This window comes from Pseudomonas sp. Marseille-Q0931 (assembly GCF_940789645.1).
GTDB lineage: Bacteria > Pseudomonadota > Gammaproteobacteria > Pseudomonadales > Pseudomonadaceae > Aquipseudomonas.
In genome coordinates, this window is record NZ_CALNWT010000007.1 from 242,992 (window position 1) to 256,789 (window position 13,798).

The 13,798-nt window shown below is 61.8% G+C and carries 12 protein-coding genes; 9 read left to right on the forward strand and 3 right to left on the reverse strand.

The window, feature by feature from the left end:
* Positions 1 to 7 precede the first annotated feature (7 nt).
* The 4 genes from P3C50_RS13640 to P3C50_RS13655 all read left to right on the forward strand — a co-directional run bounded on the left by P3C50_RS13640 (position 8) and on the right by P3C50_RS13655 (position 4,616).
* Entirely contained in the window at positions 8 to 1,525 is a 1,518-nt protein-coding gene (locus P3C50_RS13640; RefSeq protein ID WP_033377414.1) for a formylglycine-generating enzyme family protein, read from the forward strand.
* Between the two features lie 45 nt (positions 1,526 to 1,570).
* On the forward strand, positions 1,571 to 2,263 hold the full coding sequence (locus P3C50_RS13645; RefSeq protein WP_017676115.1) for a hypothetical protein: 693 nt from the start codon (positions 1,571 to 1,573) through the stop codon (positions 2,261 to 2,263).
* Positions 2,264 to 2,408: 145 nt separating this feature from the next.
* Entirely contained in the window at positions 2,409 to 2,900 is a 492-nt protein-coding gene (locus tag P3C50_RS13650; RefSeq protein WP_004425286.1) for a hypothetical protein, read from the forward strand.
* A 78-nt stretch (positions 2,901 to 2,978) separates the two neighbouring features.
* On the forward strand, positions 2,979 to 4,616 hold the full coding sequence (locus P3C50_RS13655) for a VWA domain-containing protein (RefSeq protein ID WP_275546409.1): 1,638 nt from the start codon (positions 2,979 to 2,981) through the stop codon (positions 4,614 to 4,616).
* A gap of 102 nt (positions 4,617 to 4,718) precedes the next feature.
* Here P3C50_RS13655 and P3C50_RS13660 read toward each other — a convergent pair whose 3' ends face one another.
* The 3 genes from P3C50_RS13660 to P3C50_RS13670 form a co-directional block, all read right to left on the reverse strand.
* The gene (locus tag P3C50_RS13660; RefSeq protein ID WP_275546410.1) at positions 4,719 to 6,674 is read right to left on the reverse strand and encodes a DUF4105 domain-containing protein; all 1,956 of its coding nucleotides are present in this window, start codon (positions 6,672 to 6,674) and stop codon (positions 4,719 to 4,721) included.
* On the reverse strand, positions 6,671 to 6,991 hold the full coding sequence (locus P3C50_RS13665; protein ID WP_275546411.1) for a DUF2388 domain-containing protein: 321 nt from the start codon (positions 6,989 to 6,991) through the stop codon (positions 6,671 to 6,673). Before P3C50_RS13665 ends, P3C50_RS13660 begins: the two co-directional genes overlap by 4 nt.
* A 129-nt stretch (positions 6,992 to 7,120) precedes the next feature.
* Positions 7,121 to 7,441, reverse strand: a complete 321-nt coding sequence (locus P3C50_RS13670; RefSeq protein ID WP_197858832.1) for a DUF2388 domain-containing protein — start codon at positions 7,439 to 7,441, stop codon at positions 7,121 to 7,123.
* A 333-nt stretch (positions 7,442 to 7,774) separates the two neighbouring features.
* Here P3C50_RS13670 and P3C50_RS13675 point away from each other — a divergent pair, with 333 nt between their 5' ends.
* From P3C50_RS13675 to P3C50_RS13695, 5 genes are read left to right on the forward strand one after another with little or no spacing between them, the layout of a single operon-like run.
* On the forward strand, positions 7,775 to 9,223 hold the full coding sequence (locus P3C50_RS13675; RefSeq protein WP_275546412.1) for a glycosyltransferase: 1,449 nt from the start codon (positions 7,775 to 7,777) through the stop codon (positions 9,221 to 9,223).
* Positions 9,223 to 10,785 (forward strand): glycosyltransferase, encoded by a 1,563-nt coding sequence (locus P3C50_RS13680; protein WP_275546413.1) that lies wholly within the window; start codon positions 9,223 to 9,225, stop codon positions 10,783 to 10,785. The genes P3C50_RS13675 and P3C50_RS13680 overlap by 1 nt, the downstream gene beginning before the upstream one ends.
* Positions 10,786 to 10,798: 13 nt before the next feature.
* Positions 10,799 to 11,659, forward strand: a complete 861-nt coding sequence (locus P3C50_RS13685) for a class I SAM-dependent methyltransferase (protein ID WP_275546414.1) — start codon at positions 10,799 to 10,801, stop codon at positions 11,657 to 11,659.
* Positions 11,656 to 12,843 (forward strand): acyltransferase family protein, encoded by a 1,188-nt coding sequence (locus tag P3C50_RS13690; RefSeq protein WP_275546415.1) that lies wholly within the window; start codon positions 11,656 to 11,658, stop codon positions 12,841 to 12,843. The genes P3C50_RS13685 and P3C50_RS13690 overlap by 4 nt, the downstream gene beginning before the upstream one ends.
* A 41-nt stretch (positions 12,844 to 12,884) precedes the next feature.
* A complete protein-coding gene (locus P3C50_RS13695; RefSeq protein ID WP_275546416.1) occupies positions 12,885 to 13,724 on the forward strand; it encodes a methyltransferase domain-containing protein in 840 nt (279 codons plus the stop codon).
* The last annotated feature ends 74 nt before the right edge of the window (positions 13,725 to 13,798 follow it).

A 13,798-nucleotide genomic window follows, 5' to 3' on the forward strand; every position in this document is an offset into this window, starting at 1 on the left:
GACGTTGCTGGCGCTGGGCAGTCTGCCGGCCCAGGCTGCTTGGGAGGAGAAGTACTACAACCCCAAACCGCTGGCCGATGACGTGATCCTGCCGATGCCGTGCGAGGGTTCGTTGGTGCTGCGTAAGGTACAGGTTCCAGTCGCCAGCCCGATGGGTGACTATGGCGTGACCCTCGGTCAGGACAGCGACGAGTGGGGCTACATCGAGCAGGCCCGCCCCAGCTATATCGCCGGTAGTTTCACGGTGCAGAAACCGGAACCGGGGCGCTATTACCTGCTGGCCAAGTACGAGTTGAGCGAGCTGCAATACCAGGCCGTGATGAACGATACCTGCCCGACGCCTTCGACCAAGCTGCGCCTGCCGCAGGTCGGCGTCAGCTGGTTCGACGCCACTGCCTTTGCCGACAAATACAGCCTGTGGCTACGTAAGAATGCCGCTGCCAAGCTGCCCAAGGAGGATGGCGCAGCGGGCTTCCTGCGCCTGCCGACCGAGGCCGAGTGGGAGTTTGCCGCACGTGGCGGCATGGCCGTTTCCCAGTCCGAGTTTCGCGATATTCGTTTCCCCACGCCGGATGGTGGGCTCGGTGCTTATGCGTGGTTCGCTGGTGCGCAGTCGGCCAATGGCAAGCTGCAACTGACCGGTTTGCTCAAGCCAAATCCGCTGGGCCTGCATGATGTTCTGGGCAACGTCGATGAGATGCTCTTCGAACCCTTCCGCCTGAACAAGCTCGATCGCCAGCACGGCCAGGCTGGCGGCTATATCGTGCGTGGCGGTAACTACCTGACGCCGCAGGCTGAGCTGCGCACCGCATTGCGTCAGGAACAGCCTTACTACGCCAGCGCTGGCGAGCAGAACAAGCTCAAGACCGGCGGTGTGCGCCTGGCCCTGGTGGCGCCGGTGTTGACCTCGCGCGAGCGCATCAAGCAGGTCGAGCAGGACTGGAAGAAACTCGGTACTCCGGCAGCGAGCAAGGCCACAGGCAGCAAGGACAACAAGGATCCGGTCGCGGAAATCGCCAGCATCGCCAGCGGCGTGCAGGATGACGCGCTCAAGCAGCAACTGGAAAAGCTGCGTGGCGATCTGCGTGCCAACACCCAGGCACGTGACGAGCAACGCGACCAGGCGATCCGCTCCGAACTGCAATTGGGTGCTTTCCTCTGCACCAAGCTCAAGGACGACGGCATGTTCCTCGATACTCTGGAAGGCAACTACAAGCGTAGTTGTGGAGCAGGTGAAGATGACCAGATGAGCCGCTGCGATGCACGCAAAGAGCAGCTCGAAGGTCATCGCAAGGTGCTCGACTTCATGCTCAACTACTATGCCGACACGGTGGTCAGTGGTGCGCTCAACTACACCTCGGCCACCGTCGAGCCGCAAGTCAGTGTGGTGGCTCAACAAATGGCGGCGCGCAGCAAAAGCAACCTGCGCAGTTACCTCGACACCCACTGGAAGAATCTGAATAGCTACATGAAAAGCGGCAAAGTGGCGCGCAGTCAGTGGCTGGAATCCTGTAAATCCATTTAAGCGAAGGGCATGGACATGAAAGCAGTAGCGTTGTTGGATCAGCGGATGAAATGGGTCGTTCTGGGTCTCGCTCTCGTATTGACTGGCTGTCAGACCACCGGCACGACGCCGGCTGCCAATCAGGCGCCGGTCGACCCACGGCTGGCCAACAGCAGTTCGGCGCAGTTCTTCAGCAAGTCGGGTTGGCAAGCCTGTGCCGGTGGCGCGGTGGTCGGCATGCTCGCCTGCCAGCTGGGTAACCCGAGCAAGAAGGCTCAGTGCATGGTCGCTGCCGGTCTGGCTGGCTGTGGCGTGGGCATGGGCGCCAACTACTATCTGGATAACCAGCGCAGCCAGTATGCCAACGCGGAAGACCGTCTGGATGCGACCATCGCCGACGTGCGCAAGGACAACCAGGAGCTGCAGATGCTCAGCGATACCGCGCGTAGCGTGATCGCCGATGACAAGCGCAAGATCGAGCAGATCAAGCAAGACATCGCCGCCAACAAGGTGCAGAGCGCCCAGGCGCAGAAGCAGCTCGCCGAGATCGATGCCAACACCGCCTACCTGAAGAAATCCCTGGCCGACGTACGCTCCAAGCAGCAGGAGTGGACCAAGGTTGCCGCCGCCGAGCGCAACAATGGTGCCCGTACCGATACCTTGGATGCGGAGATCGGCAAGATGCAGAAGCAGATCGCGCAACTGGAGTCGGAAATCGACCAGCTGTACCAGCAGCGTTCTTCGATCCGGCTCGGTTAAGAGTCTGTTCGCGACCTGAACAGACTCCGGGAAACTCTCGGTCAACATGACAGGTAGGGTGCGCTATGCGCACCTTTACCGATCTTTTCGGTGTGCGCGGCACACTCTGTAGCGACAGCCTAATCAGGCTCCAAGGAATACGTCCATGCATCCACTTCGTTCTTTTGTCCTACTGGCTGGCGTCGCCATGCTCGCCGGTTGTGCCGTCAGTTCGCAGGAATGCGACCCACGTAATGCCGATGCCGGGTTCGCCACCAAATTCGGTTGCAAGACCCAGGGCGTCTACGCCCAGCGTGTCGAGGAGAAGGAAAAGATCCTGCTCGACGAGCAGAAAACCAACCAGTTGTTCCGTGATGTCTATGCCGCTATCGAGCAGGAGAAAGCGTCGGTCGGCAAGGATCTGGCGACCCAGCAGGCGCAGTACGCCTCCTTGAACAAGTCGCTGAACGCCCTGCTTGGTGAACTCAAGAATAAGGCCAAGGGCAACCGGCGCATCGAGGCAGAAATTGCTGCGCTGGAGAACGACCTGAAAAATATCAACCAGCAGGAGAATCCGGCCGTGCTGCAGAAACAGGTTGAGCTGCAGAAGCTGCGTAGCAAGGTTTCCAGCCTGGAAAGCGATCTTGGCCTGCGTTGATCATTGCCGTTACACCTGCATGCCGGTCGTTCCGCCAGCAGGCTTTTCCCTGACTACCTAAGCAGGAAGCTGACCGCCATGAAGCGAATCTCCCGCCTGTCCTCCCAAACCCGTAGCGCGGCAGATGCCCTGGCCGGTCATGGCGAACTCACGCAGATCCTGCGCCGGCACCTGCCGCCGAGCACGGCGACCCTGTACGCCAAGCCGAAGCAGGCCGAGGGTGATATCGTCGAATGGTATTCGGATCTTGGCGGCCAGCCGGTACCGTTCAGCCAGTTGGATGAGAAGGAGGCGGCGCAGGTGCGCCACCTGCTCGACGAGCGACTGGCTTCTATCGAACAACTGGCCAGCCAGCTCGATGCGCAGGGTGGCGATGGTGTACGCCAGGCGGCTCTGTTGCGTGAAGCGGCCCGTTATCCCGACACCTCGACCCTGTATTCGCTCAATGGCCAGCCGCTGGTGACCTTCTGGGGCGGTGGCCAACCCCCAGCGCCACCGATCACGCCTGTTACCGCGCAAGCTGGTGCGTTACCGCCAGGTGCAGCAGCCTTGGTCAGCGAGGTGCCACGCAAGCGGCGCTGGTGGTTGTGGCTGCTGCTTGCCCTGCTGTTGCTGGCCCTACTGGCGGCGCTCTGGTGGTGGCTGTTCTGTCGTGAGCCGGAAACCCCGCCTGTGCCGGTCGAGTCTCCGGTGGCCGAAGAGCCGGCCGTGCCTGAGGAGGTTCCATCCGAGCAGGAGCCAGTGGAAGAGGATCCGCTGGTCGAGGAGCTCGAACCCGAGCCGGAAATTCCGCTGCCACCGCCGATTCCCGAGCCCAAGCCTGAACCAAAACCCGAGCCCAAGCCGGATCCTGCCGAGCTGCTGAAAAAACGTATCGATGGCATCGCCCGAGACTGTTCGGCCCTGCAGAAGATGCAGCGCGAAGAGCCGTTGCTCAAGGACAACGCCGCCCTGCGCGAGCAGGTCGAGCAGAACTTGGCGAAGAACTGCAAGGAGCAGTTGATCACTAATGCCAAGAACCTTTGCCCCGATGAGCGTCCGAAGGAGTTGGCGCCGGAGATGGTCATTGTCTTTGATGCTTCCGGTTCCATGGATATCAGCATGCTGGCCACACCCAAGGAAATCGAACAGGCAACGATGGTGCAAGGGGTTGCCAATATCGCCACGCAGCTGCTGCTTGGAACCAATGCCCCGAACACGATGGGCCATGTATTCCGTGAACCCAAGCGCATCACCACGGCGCGCGAGGCGACTATTGGCGTGGTGCAACAGTTGCCCAGTGATGCCAACGCCGGACTGGTGCTGGTGGAGAGCTGTCCGGGCGCCCGCAGCGTCGGCTACTTCGGTCCTGGCCAACGAGCAGATCTGCTGTCACGCCTGCGCACCGTGACACCGGTACAAGGCACGCCTCTGGCCGATGGCATCGCCAAGGCCGGACAGATGCTCGATGGGGTCAACCGCGAGTCGGTGATGCTGGTGGTGTCCGATGGCGAGGAGAGTTGCAACCAGGATCCCTGTGCAATAGCCCAGGCCTTGGCGCGCAGCAAACCGCACTTGAAGATCAACGTGGTCGATATTCTCGGCACCGGTGCCGGGAATTGCCTGGCGGCGGCGACCGGGGGCAAGGTGTTCACCGCGCGCAACGTCAATGAGCTGCAGATCATGACCAATCAGGCAGCGCAGGACGTGCTGCCGCCAGCACACTGCAAGCGCTAAGAACCAGGGCGGGGGCAAAGGGAGAGCGAGGCCAGGCTTTTATAGCGACGAGCCTGCTCATCCTCGCGCTACGGTCAATTCCAGTCTGCGCCAGCATGTGCCTTACGGCAGCTCCAGCCCGCCACTGGCCTTGTGCAGGGCGCGCAGGTGTTCGCCCAGCGTCACCAGATTGGCCTCGTTGGCTTCCAGTTCAGCCAGGCGCTCGGGTTGTAGCAGGTTGCGCACTTCGCCGTCGAGCTCGTCGCTGAGCTGGCGCAGTTGCTGCTGACGCTCACGGCTGCTGATTTCGAGGCGCTCCCACTCCTGCTGTTGCGGCAAGCCGTAGCCACCTTCGAGCAGTTCGGCCGGGCGGCTGAGGAAGCCACTGTTGGCGAGAATTTGCTCCAGCGCGGCACCGGCCTTGTTCAGGCTCGGATCGCCAGCGGCGCGGCCGGTGAGGTAGCGGCGCTTGAGTTCGTCCTGCGCCAATAGCAATTGCCGGCGCAGCGCGGCCTGTTCCAGCAACAAGAGGGCTGCGCTGGCGCGCAGATCAGCCTTGGTGAACCACTGGCTGCGAACCTGTGCTGGCTGTTCCAGCCAGGTCTCGACGCTGTCCTGGGTGATCGGCAGGCGCTCGCGCAGGACGCGGAACATGGCCTGGTAGCGTTCGCGGAAGGAGTCGAAGCGATAGCCCAGGCGCAGTGCTTCTCGCGGATCGTCGAGCACACTGGTGTCGGCCAGGCCACGAGCATCCATCAGCTCCAGCAGACCGTTGGGCAGGATGCTGTCCAGCGCCTGCAGGCGCGGATTGCCGGTGCCGCTGCGCAGCAACTTGAGGGTTTCCACCGCGCAGTTGTTGGAGACGAAGTAGTAGTCGCCGTCATAACTCCAGTGCTGTTCGGCGGCGCGTACCACCATTTGTTCGAGCTCATCGCGCGTCAGGCGCAACGGCACCGAGGCCAGACTGCGCAGCTCGACTTTGGTGTACTCGTCGATCACCTGCTCCAGCGGCAGGACGAACAGGCGCGACGGATAGACGCCGGTCAGTCCATCCCAGCTGGACAGCTGCACGTCGCCGACGAAGGCGCGGTAGGACAGCACCAGGTGGTGGTTGAGATCCAGCCGGCAGTCCGGGCCGCGCGGCCGCCCCGGCGCGCAGACCACCAGGCGCAGCATGCTGTGGCCCCAGCGGCTCATCCAGGCATCGTTGGCCTCGGCGAGCAGGTAATCGACCTCATACACGCGCTCGGGGTCGAGTCGGCCCAGGGGCTGAGCGGCGAAATCGCGCCCGGCGTTGAGGTAGGGGTAGTCGCTGGCGCAGGGCTCGCCGGCCGGTGTCCAGTCGAAGTGCTCGCGCAAGTAGCGCGCCAACGAGGGGCGGCGGCAGGCATAGCTGGGGTCGAGCAGAAAGTACTCGAGGTTGACCGCGACGAACTCCAGCGCATTGGTCAGCTCGTAGCTGTCCGGGCTGCGCGCGACCTGACCATTGTCCAGATCACGCGCACCGCGCTGGCCGACCCGTTGCTGCCAGCCAGCGAGATCGAGCAGGCGCGGATCGTCGCTAAGAGTGAAACGCCGTTCGCTCTGGCCGCGGCAATCCTCCGGCAACCCGACCAGGCCCATCGAGCTGACGCGTTGTCGGCATTGGCTGATGTGGCGCCGCTCGGCTGCGGGCCATAGGCGAGCACGGTCATAAAGGTGGGTCAGCTCATGAAGCAGGGTGGCCAGCAATTCCTGGCGCTGAGTGCCGTGATGGCGGCCAGACTGGTTGCGAGCCGCCGTGCCATCGACCAGCCTGGGCAGCAATTCGGCATTCAGTTCGATACCGCTGAAGCGTCCAACCTGGCCGTAGACCTTCGAGGGCAGGCCGGTGCGCCAGCTGACCTTCACTTCGCGATCCAGGCGCTGGATGAAGCGCGGCGGCAATGCAGCCATCGCCTCGTTGAGCAGCGCCTGGCTCGCCTGGCGCTGCGCGGCGTCAAGAGCACTGTCTTCCAGCGTCAGACGCAACTGCGCCTGGGCGACGCCTGCGGCTAAAGCCAGCAGCGCGCCGCAGCACCAGGCGAGAAGGTGGGTCACAGAGCGAGAATGGCTTCGGCCAGTTGCAGGTCGCTGGCGGCCTGCGCCTCGGGCAGTTGCTGGCGAATGGTCTCCAGCGCGGCTTCCAGTTGCGCGCCGCGAATCTCACCGGCGCTGGCGACGAAGCTGGCGGCGTCGTCACGAGCCTGCACCACGGCTTTCATGTCGCGCAGCGATGTGGTGGTGTCGGATGTGAAATTGATGCTGCGATCCAGGGCGCGCACCACGATGTTGCTGGTGGCGACCACGGTTTGCGCCTGGGCGATACCGCTGAACAGGACGCAGGCGGTGATGGCGATGGCGAATGAACGACGCATGACAGATGGCTCCGAGAACTGCAGGACGGACAATTGGACGTACCGCTGCCAGCGCGGTTCCGCTGGCAGGGTGGAAGTCGTCGTAGTTTACGGGGCGGCGGCGCGGCGGTCAGCAGCCACGCGAGGCAATCAGCGCGAGAGGATGGCGCCTGCCAGCTGCAGATCGCTGGCGCTGTGCAGGTCCGGCGACTGGCTGCGCAGATAACGCAGCGCGGCTTCCAGGCGTGCTCCGCGCAGCTCGCCATTGCTGGCAACGAAGCTGGCGGCGTCGTCTTGGGCCGCATGCACGACCTTGCTATCGCGCAGCGAGGACGTCGCGTCTGAAGTGGCTTCGGCGCTGCCCGCCAACGCACTGCCGAGAGTGTCCGTGGTGGCGACGAAGCTGCTGGCCGAGGCCGATGTGCTCGATAGCAGAAGAATGGCGAAAGCCAGGCGACGAGATTGTGCCAAGGTGAATTCCTCGAGAATTTCAGGGAGAGCGCAGTCGGACTGCAGCTGGCGACGTAAGCCTAGCGCGGCAAGGCTGGCTACGGCCAGTTACCGCGCAGTGGCAGGACTTTTTTGATGATACGCAGTCTCGAGACGGTTGCATGCGTCGTTAAAGGTTGCGATGCTGATCGAGCATGAAAAACGGAGTTTTCTTGGGGTAACTTCCTGGATTTTACGAAAAATTCCGTGGTTACCGAGGGTGTTGATGCCACTGTTTTTCAGGTCGTGACCCAATAACAATATCAAGAAGTGCATGATCGTTCGCGTCGGCACTGGTGGGGTTGTCTCTGCATCATGATCATCCTCGTGGGATCAAAAATCGATCAAGCCAGCATTCATAATTCTCTTGGGAAGCCGGAGTACAGTTACTTCTTTCTCATGAAGGATTTCCTGCCCGTTCTCGAGCGTGTCGCAGGCATGGAAATCGTGCAGAGTCTCGAACAGATCGAGCAACTTGCCGAGCACTATCGCAGTATCGGTGAGGAGGTCGTTTACCTGAGTTTCAGCCCGCCGCATCAAGTGCCGCTGGGTTTGAGCTGTCCGACCGTCTGCGTGTTCGCCTGGGAGTTCGACACTCTGCCTTCCATCGCTTGGGAAGGTAACCCGCAGAACGACTGGCGCTACACCTTTTCTCATATCCAGGGTGCCATCAGCACCAGCCGAGAAGCTGCGGCACTGGTGCGCGAGGCGATGCCGGCCGGTTATCCGGTCGTGGCGCTTCCGGCCCCCGTCTGGGACCGTTACCGGATTGAACAGCCGGCTGCGGGCAAGCCAATGATGGCCGAACGAGGCTTCCCCTTCGCCGGAGTGGTTATCGATAGCCCAACCCTTGGCTTGTCGGCTGACGGTCTGGTGCGCAAACCGGAGGTTGTGATTGCGCCGCCTGTAGATGAGGTGCCTGAGCAAAGTCGCCTCCGACAGGCCTGGTTGACGACCAGTGCTCTGGCCGCTGGTTGGTGGCGGGAGATGCGCAAAGCGGAGATTGCTGAAGAAAAGTCGCCAGCGCCGCGGATGGTCGCAGAGCCGGCTCCGGAACCGGAGGTCCGCCGGATTGTTGTATCGGGCGTGGTATACACGACGGTGCTCAACCCCGCAGACAGCCGCAAGAACTGGGTGGAGCTGATCACTGCATTCTGCTGGGCATTCAAGGACCGGCAGGATGCCACGCTGATCGTCAAGATGACCCACCATGATCTTGAGTACTACCGGATCGTATTGATGACATTGCTTTCGCGCCTGGCGCCGTTCGCCTGCCGTGTCGTCGTGCTCCATGGTTTTCTTCAGGATGAGCAGTATCGCCAGCTCATCGCCGCTTCCAACTACTACGTGAATGCGTCTTCGGGCGAGGGACTTTGCTTGCCCCTGATGGAGTTCCTCAGTGCTGGAGTCCCGGTGATCGCGCCGACCCATACCGCCATGGCGGACTATGTGGACGATCAGCTGGCCTTCACGATCAAGTGTGCGCTGGAGCCTTTCTGCTGGCCGCATGATCCGACCGGCATCTTCATGACCCACCGTCACCGTCTGAATTGGCAGTCGCTGGTCGAGGCATACCAGCAGAGCTATCAGGTGATCACGCAGAGCCCGGAGAAGTATCGCGATATGGCGATGAAGGCCGACGCGCGCATGCGGGCCTTCGCCTCCATCGGCCAGGTTGCCGGGCCCCTTGAGGAATTTCTCGGGCGAGTGGCGGGAGGCCAGGCCTCACATGAGAAAGCAGGCCTGGCGGGGAGTGAAGCGTGATGAAGATTCTGGTCTATTCCCAGATCACCGCTGCCAGGATCGCCAGCAGCATGGGGCTTCCCGAGTACAGTTACTACTTCGTATTGCGCGACTTCTTGCCTGTCCTGCAGACGCTGGGCGAGATCGTGGTCGTGGACGAACCCGAGCAGCAAGTCGATCCGCTGTATGAAGCGGCTCGCGCCGCTGGCGAGCGCTGTGTGTTCCTTTCGTTCTCGCCTCCGCACAAGACGCTAACCCGGTTGCGTTGCCCCACAATTCCGGTGTTTGCCTGGGAGTTTGACAGTATTCCCAGCGAATCATGGCTGGATGAGCCTCAGCAGGACTGGCGTCACGTTTTGCGACAGTGCGGTCAGGGCATCACCCATTCTCGGATGATCGTCGATGCCGTACGCCGGGAGCTGGGCGACGGTTTTCCGATCATTTCCGTACCTTCACCCGTTTGGGACAAGTTTGCTGCGTTCCGGCAGAAGTGGGCCGGGCAACTGCCCAATGGCTGCGTGACGATCAAGATGGCGTCGGGTGTCGTGGTCGACACGCGAGACCCTGCGCTGGCCCCTCATATATTCGGCAGCGCCGCGACCGCGCGCGTGGTGCAGGCCATTCGCGAGCATGAAGGAGCGGCTGCACGTGCACGGGCCAGCTCGGCGGTAACCGTACCAACGGAAAACGATGGGCAATCACGCTACCGCATTACCCGGCGTTATCTCGGCGAGTGGTATCTCAAGGTGCTACAGCCTCTTCTGCCCATGTTGCCCAAGCCTGACGGTGCGCCGCTGGAGATAGTGGTACAGGATGGTGACAAGCCGCTCGAGCCGCGCAATATGGTCGAGCCCCCGCAGCCGGAGGAAAAAGGCCTCACGCCGAAGATGCCGGACTGGCAACCGGGTGAATGCGAGGTCCAGCTGTCCGGAGTGATCTTCACGGCCCTTTTCAATCCTTATGACGGGCGCAAGAACTGGGCCGACATGCTTACGGCCTTCTGCGCCGCTTTCCGTGACGTTCCGGATGCGACCCTGGTATTCAAGCTGGGGCATCATGAATACCTGTCCGCCATGCACGACATGCTGATCTGGATGGCGCGCATGCCCAGATTCCAGTGCCGCATCGTGCTGCTGCATGGTTATCTGGACGGAGAAGACTTCGAAGCGCTTGTCCAGGCCAGTGCCTACGCAGTCAACGCTTCTCACGGAGAAGGGCAGTGCCTGCCGTTGATGGAGTTTCTATCCTGCGGCAAGCCTGCAGTCGCACCGCGGCATTCGGCGATGCTGGATTACATCGACGAGCAGGTCGCATTCGTAGTCGATAGCTGGCTCGACTTCACGGCCTGGTCGCATGACCCGCGCCTGGCTTACCGCACCCGGCGTCATCAGATCGACTGGGCCTCCTTGCGAGATGCCTACCTGAACGCCTACCAGTGCATAACGACCGATCCTGAGCGCTACCAGCGTATGGCGACCAGTGCGGTCGAGCGTATGCGTGGGCACTGCTCGCGAGAGGTTGCCCGAGGGCGAATTCAGGCACTGCTGAGTGAGGAGGCGGTAGCGCGTGCGAGCCTTGCGTGAATGGTGGCGGGGCATGTCCCGTCCTGAACCGGAATCCGCGGTCAATCCGGCCGAAGCAGCGGTGTGCAGCGTCGGCTCTCGGGATTGTGGTCTGGTCGATGCCGTAATGGGCGGCTGGTTTCAGAACGAGACCGATGAGCTGTTTCGTGGCTTTGCCATCAGCGCGGACGATACGGTGCTGGATCTGGGCTGCGGGCATGGCGGCAGCACGCTGTTTTGCGCCCGACGCGGCGCCCATGTGATCTTCACCGACAGCGAGGCGGACAAGGTCGAGTCGTTGCGTGAGCAGGTTGCCCAGACGCCAGCCCGTGAATCGCAGGGCATCGTATCGGACAGTCTGCCGCTGCCCTTGCCGGATGCCTTGGCCACCAGGATCATCGCGCTGGAGGTTCTCGAGCATGTCGAGCAGCCCCTGGAAATCCTGCGTGAATTGGTGCGTGTGGGGCGTCCTGGCGCCAAGTACTTCATCTCGGTGCCCGATCAGCGCAGCGAGGAGCTGCAGCAGGTTATTGCCCCGTCCGTGCATTTCGAGGCGCCCAACCATATCAACGTCTTTTCTCGAGATGCGTTCGCCGACCTGGTGGAAAGCGCAGGGCTGGTGATCGAATCGCGCGAGTACTATGGCTTCTACTGGACGCTGTGGATGATGTTGTTCTGGGGCACCAGGGAGGCGGAAGGCCATGTGTTCCAGGGGGCGACCCATGATCAGATCCATGGACCGTTCAATCCGTTGCTCGACCAGTGGGCGTCACTGTGGCACCAGACCATTCACTTGCCCGGAGGAGACAGGATTCGCCGGGCTCTGGACGATGCGTTGCCCAAGACTCAGATCATCCTGGCACGCAAGCCGCTTGCAGTGGGGCAGCAGCCATGAGCAGAAGGATCGACGATATCGAGATACTGCGCGCGTTCGCTGTGCTTTTCGTGGTTTTACATCATGCGCTGGGCAACCTGTTTACCTGGACCACACCGGCACTGGCGCGTCTGGGTGTCTATTTCGGTGGCGGTTTTGGTGTTGACCTGTTCTTTGCAATTTCCGGCTTCGTCATCGCGCGTGATCTGTTACCCAGATTGCAAGCCAGCGACAACGCACAGATGTCTACCCGCATTACCGTTGCATTCTGGATTCGTCGGGCCTGGCGCCTGCTGCCGTCGGCCTGGATCTGGCTGGCGCTGATACTGCTGGCATCCTTCCTGTTCAACGACTCGGGAGCATTCGGCACCTTGCGGGCAAATGTCGAGGCGACGGTAGCCGGCGTGCTGCAGGTGGCGAACCTGCGCTTCGCAGAAACCTTCGGTAGTCGTGAATATGGTGCCAGCTTCGTCTACTGGACCCTGTCGCTGGAGGAGCAGTTCTATCTGGTTTTGCCCCTGCTGGCGCTGCTGACCCGGCGCTACCTGCCTTATGTGCTGATCGCCGTGGTGATCGTCCAACTGCTGTCGAGCCGAACGCTGCTGAGCGTGATGTTCCGCACCGATGCCATTGCCCTCGGCGTACTGTTGGCGATCTGGAGTCAGCACGCCAGCTACGCTCTGGTGCGCCCCGAGTTCCTGCGCCGGCAAGGCGTGGGCACGGCGGTGATGGCCGGCATCTTTCTCTGCATGGGCGTGGTGGGCTCCGAAGTGCTGAATGTGGTGTCGTACCGCTTCAGCCTGTTTGCCGTGCTTTCGGCCTTACTGGTCTGGATGGCCTCTTACGACCTGCGTCTGTTCGTGCCGGCCAATCCTCTCAGGCAGGTGCTGCTGTGGGTCGGAAGCCGCTCCTATGCCATCTATCTGATCCATGTGCCGGCGTTTTTCGCCACGCGTGAAATCTGGCATCGCGTGAGTCCTGAGTCAGCACCTGGCGAGGAGCTGTTCTATCCATTCCTGTTCACGGCGGCTGCGCTGATCATCGCCTGCAGTGAGCTCAACTATCGCTTTATCGAAACGCCCTTGCGCCGGCACGGCGCTGCTATGGCAAGGCGCTTTCTACAGACAGACCGCGAGCCGGCGGCGAATACCGGCAGCCAGGACGACCGCTCACCCAACCCGGCCAGCGCAGTGTCCGGCCCCTGAAACCCCGCATGCTCGGCATATGGCCGCACCAGGAAGTCTCCATGCTCGATCGTTTGAAGCGTTTGCTACAACCTCTTGATCAGCCGCAGCCAAGTGTTTCCAGTGAAGCGCCAGCGGCTGCGCCTGGCGAGCCGGAGATCGATATAGGGCTGATCGATATTCACCAGAGTGGATGGCTGCAGAACGAGACGGGAGAGCTGGTTCGCGGTTTTGCGATCACGGCCGAGGACGTCGTTCTGGATATCGGCTGTGGAGAGGGTGGTTATGCGCTGTTCAGCGCGCGCCAGGGGGCCGAAATGATCCTTGCCGACGTCGATGCCCACAAGCTCGATACGGCACGCGCCCGGCTCGAAAAAGAAGGCGCGCGTAGCGTGCGCACGCTGGTCACCGATGCCAACCCGCTGCCGTTGCCCGATGAGGTAATCAGCCGGGTGGTGGCGATGGAGGTTCTCGAGCATGTGGATAGCCCCCAGCAGTTCATGAGCGAACTCGTACGAGTCGCCATGCCGGGGGCACTTTTTCTGCTGACGGTACCGGACGAGGTCATCGAAGGGGTGCAGAAGCACATTGCGCCTTCGGCCTATTTCGAGCGGCCCAACCATATTCGCATTTTCAAGCGTGGCGAGCTGGAGCAACTGGCGCGCGACTCGGGGCTGAGCGTGGAGAGCAGCATGCAATATGGCTTCTACCATGCCGTATGGTGGTCCTTGTATTGGGCTTGTGAGAACCAGCCGCTCAACCCGCCCTGGCAACCTCTGCTGGAGAGCTGGGGACAGACCTGGTCGACGCTGCTGTCGCTACCGGCCGGCCCGCGTATCAAGGCTGCGCTGGATGGTGTGATGCCCAAGAGCCAAGTAGTGATTGCGCGCAAACCGCTATGAGCTGGCCGTTGCGGCAGGCAGGAATTCGGACTGCGGTAACAATAACGACAGTGATACGACCGTTCTACAACCGG